This is a genomic window from Parendozoicomonas sp. Alg238-R29 (genome assembly GCF_947331445.1).
Lineage (GTDB): Bacteria > Pseudomonadota > Gammaproteobacteria > Pseudomonadales > Endozoicomonadaceae > Sansalvadorimonas.
The window spans coordinates 1-4,022 of sequence record NZ_CAMZOG010000154.1 but is presented as its reverse complement, the minus strand read 5'-3'; the positions used below and the strand labels follow the sequence as shown (position 1 = coordinate 4,022).

General features: G+C 46.2%; 3 protein-coding genes and 1 pseudogene. 2 read left to right on the top strand and 2 right to left on the bottom strand.

Going from position 1 to position 4,022, the window contains the following annotated elements:
- Positions 1 to 585 (bottom strand): annotated as a pseudogene (locus tag QMA35_RS21975) (glutamine synthetase); the annotation flags it as partial.
- A 171-nt stretch (positions 586 to 756) separates the two neighbouring features.
- Positions 757 to 903, bottom strand: a complete 147-nt coding sequence (locus QMA35_RS21970) for a hypothetical protein (protein ID WP_348650966.1) — start codon at positions 901 to 903, stop codon at positions 757 to 759.
- A 484-nt stretch (positions 904 to 1,387) separates the two neighbouring features.
- On the opposite strand from QMA35_RS21970, the gene QMA35_RS20915 reads away from it, so the two are divergent.
- Positions 1,388 to 2,260, top strand: a complete 873-nt coding sequence (locus QMA35_RS20915) for an SDR family oxidoreductase (RefSeq protein WP_281649086.1) — start codon at positions 1,388 to 1,390, stop codon at positions 2,258 to 2,260.
- 39 nt (positions 2,261 to 2,299) lie between these two features.
- On the top strand, positions 2,300 to 3,823 hold the full coding sequence (locus QMA35_RS20910) for an NAD(P)/FAD-dependent oxidoreductase (protein ID WP_281649085.1): 1,524 nt from the start codon (positions 2,300 to 2,302) through the stop codon (positions 3,821 to 3,823).
- Positions 3,824 to 4,022 lie beyond the last annotated feature (199 nt).

The following is a 4,022-nucleotide window of genomic DNA, read 5'->3' as shown; positions in this document are numbered from 1 at the left end:
AGGCATTAATCGTTGTTGCCCGGCAATAAAATGTCGTTGTATCGCGCTGATATTATGTTCTTTGGAATTATCGTGAAAAGCGGAACCACTGCCGTCTGTATTTTGCAGGGAAATGTGAATATGCCCGCTTTGCCCAGGGTAATCAGCAGACCATTTCGCCATAAAGGTCGCCATCATTTCATTTCTCTGGGCGAGAACTTTCATAAAGGTTTTAAACAGCGCAGCTTTGTCTGCAGCGTTATCAGCCTTATCCACAGTAATTGCGGCTTCTATAACACCTGGGCCGGTTTCTGTGTGAATACTTTCAATGGGGAAATCCATGGTTTCCCCCATTTCGAGAATCTGGTGATAGAGCTCCGAGTGCACAGAGTTGCGGATGATGGAGTAACCAAACCAATCCGGGGTCATTGGTTCCAGATTGCGAAAGTTTTTTTCCCGTGCAGACTTGGGAGTTTCGTGAAACAGGAAGAATTCGTACTCAAGGGCTGCGTAGGGATCAAAGCCCAGTTCTTTGCACTTTTTTATAACTCTTCTCAGGGTTCCGCGAGGGCATATGGCTTCAGCCTGTTTATCGAACTCGGCCATAAACAACAGCATATCTGGTTCGGTGTGAATATCCCGGCATGACTCTGGCAGAATGCGAACCGGAGCATCCGGGTAGCCGGTGTGCCAGCCCGTGTATTTAACGTTGTCGTAGAGTTGATCTTTTGAGTCCCAGCCCAGAATGACATCACAGAAAGCAAAGCCGTTCTCCAGCTAGGAGAAAAACTTGGATTTGCTCATGTATTTACCAAGCATCACACCATCATTGTCGAACAGGCCGACCTTCACATGAGTAAGGCCTCGCTCTTCAATAATACGCTTGGCATCTTCTACTGTGCGTACATCTCTTGGATTTACCATTTGGGCTCTCTGGGGATCTTTCTATTGTTTTCAGGCATTGTTTGCAGGCATTGTTTTCAGGTATTGCGTTTTAGGCGTGGCACCTGCCAGCACACAGAACTGACAGGTGCCCTATAAACACAGGGCCAGCGCTCTTACATCATTATCAATTCAACTCAGCCTCAGCTTTCGCGATGGCTTCAACTCTTCTATCGGAGCTTTAGCTGCCAGATGATGACGGCTGTAAAACGCGAGCACGCCACCATGACTCCGTAAAAAATAGCAGACCAGAATGCAGCTTCCTTATTTACCAGAAAGGGTTTGGGAAGCTGAGGATTGGGTCATATCCAGATAGTTACGCAAGCAACAGGCATATCTTTCCAGTTTGCTTCTCTGACCTGTGATCACCGTTGGGATGACATAGGATCACCTGTACCTCTGACTTAATCTGATTCACAGTAATCTCACAATAATAAGAACGCTTTACTCGACAGGTTTTACCACCATGCCAAAAACTTTAAATAAGGCTGTTGTTGCCATTACAGGCGCAGGTTCCGGTATTGGCCGGGCACTGGCACTCCAATGTGCCAAAGAGGGCGCTATTGTTGCGATTTCTGATGTGTGTGAAGAGCCGCTGCAGGAAACTGCGCAGCTTTGCCTTGCCCATACAAAAGATGTGGCCTGTGATGTGGTTGATGTCAGCAAGCGTGACGCCATTTACGAGTGGGCAGAGAAAACAGCACAACGTTTCAGCAAGATCAATGTGATCATCAATAATGCCGGCGTTAATCTGAGTGCCAGTGTTGAAGCGATGGCAGATCGTGATTTTGAATGGCAGATGGATATTAACTTCTGGGGCGTCACTCATGGCACCCGGGCCTTTCTCCCTCACCTGAAAAAGGCGGAGTGGGGACATGTAATTAATATCTCCAGCCTTTTTGGTCTGGTCAGCATACCGAACCAGTCAGCTTACAATGCTTCAAAGTATGCTGTGCGTGGATTCAGTGAAAGCCTGCGTATGGAGCTGGCTTTGGAAAACAGTCGTGTCAGCATCAGCTGTGTGCACCCCGGCGGGATCAAAACCAATATTGTAAACAGCTCACGAATTCGGAATCAGGTTGGTCCCCAGTTAACCCAGGAACAGCAAAAGCGTGAGTTTAATAACAAGTTGGCAAAGACGACTCCGGAGCAGGCTGCCAATATTATTCTTAACGGAATGAAGAGAAACAAAAGCCGAATTTTGGTTGGCACTGATGCTAAAGCTATAGATCTGCTCCAGCGATTTTTACCTGTCAAATATCAGGCGATTGTCGTTAAGTTGCTGAATCTCAGAAAAAATCAGGTTCAGAAGCAGCAGGCGGAAGAATCCAGGGGTTGAAACCCGATTTACACCATTAACAATAATTACAGGTGATTTATGGCTGTGGAGCCCCTTGATGTCGTTATTATTGGAGCAGGACTGTCTGGTATCGGTGCAGCCTGCCATCTGAAAAAACACTGCCCGAATAAACGCTTCGCGATTCTGGAAGGGCGAGACAGTCTTGGGGGAACCTGGGATCTGTTTCGCTACCCAGGCATCCGATCTGATTCCGATATGTATACCCTCGGTTATAACTTTAAACCTTGGACAAAGGCTAAAGGTATTGCTGATGGTGAAGACATTCGTACCTACGTTACCGAAGCTGCTCAAGAAGCCGGGATCGACAGTAAAATTCGTTACGGACATAAAGTGGTTGCCGCAGACTGGAATTCAGAAACGGCACAGTGGCAGCTGACGGTAGAAGAAAAAGGCGAAACCAAAACCAAAACCAAAACCAAAACCAAAACTATAATGTGTCGATTCCTTCTTTGTGGTACCGGTTACTACAATTATGAAGAAGGTTATCGTCCGCAATTTGTTGGTGAAGACAATTTTACCGGCGACATTATCCATCCTCAAAAGTGGCCTGAAAATTACGATTACAGTGGTAAGAAGGTTGTTGTTATCGGATCAGGCGCTACGGCTGTCACCCTTGCGCCAGCTATGACGGATAAGGCCGAGCATGTCACTATGCTTCAGCGTTCACCAACCTACGTTATGAATTTGCCGCAGGATGATCCTGTGGTGAATGGTCTGCGCAAAATCTTGCCGGAAACCTGGGTATACAGAATTATTCGAACCCGGAATATTGGTATTTCCTGGCTTATCTATAAATATTGTCGTGCATTTCCCAATGCTTCCCGCAAGCTCATTCTTAAGCTGACAAAAAAACAGCTGCCTGAAGGTTATGACATGAAGCACTTCTCCCCCAGTTATGCGCCATGGGATGAGCGTTTGTGTGTGGTACCAGATGGCGACCTGTTTACAGCAATAACTGACGGTAAGGCTTCTGTAGAAACAGACCACATCGATTGCTTCACCGAAAAGGGAATAAAGCTGAAATCCGGCAAAGAACTGGGCGCAGATATTATTGTCACGGCTACAGGTTTGAACATTCAGCTGTTTGGCAATATGAGTTTGACTCTGGACGGTGAGCCGCTAGATATATCGGAAAAGATGTATTACCGGGGAGTTATGTTCGAGGGGGTTCCTAATCTGGGGATGGTATTTGGCTATACCAACGCATCCTGGACCTTGAAAGCTGATCTGATATTGGAGCATATCTGTCGTCTGTTGAATTATATGGAAGACAGTGGTCATAAGCAGTGCGTCCCTGTAAATGTTAACGGCGCTGTTCACGAGCCATTTGTTGATATGCAGTCTGGTTATATTCAGCGTGCAGAGGGAAAGATTCCTCACCAAGGTTCCAAAAAGCCCTGGAAGCTGTACCAGAACTATGTGATGGATATGATTAGCCTCCGCTTTGGCAAGGTGAATGACCCGTCTCTTGAATTTTCATCCCCTAAAAACAGAGCGAAAACAGAAACACAGGTCGAAGCCCGGGAAGAGGTTGTGGGTTAAGTTGTGGGTTAAGTTGTGGGTTAAGTTGTATCTTGTTGAAGGCTACTGAATCTTTTAGTAAGTGATTGAGTAGCCTTTGATTCAAACGAGTGGTTACTGTCCTTCCAAACACTCAAGCTTTCCAAACACTTCAAAAGCTTGAAAACCGGTCAAAAAGAACCTCTTTCAGCACCTTTAAAATACAGACAAAAAGCGACTG

Coding starts and splice junctions, on each gene's coding strand:
- QMA35_RS21970 (WP_348650966.1), bottom strand. CDS start 903: ATGGTAAATCCAAGAGATGTACGCACAGTAGAAGATGCCAAGCGTATT.
- QMA35_RS20915 (WP_281649086.1), top strand. CDS start 1,388: ATGCCAAAAACTTTAAATAAGGCTGTTGTTGCCATTACAGGCGCAGGT.
- QMA35_RS20910 (WP_281649085.1), top strand. CDS start 2,300: ATGGCTGTGGAGCCCCTTGATGTCGTTATTATTGGAGCAGGACTGTCT.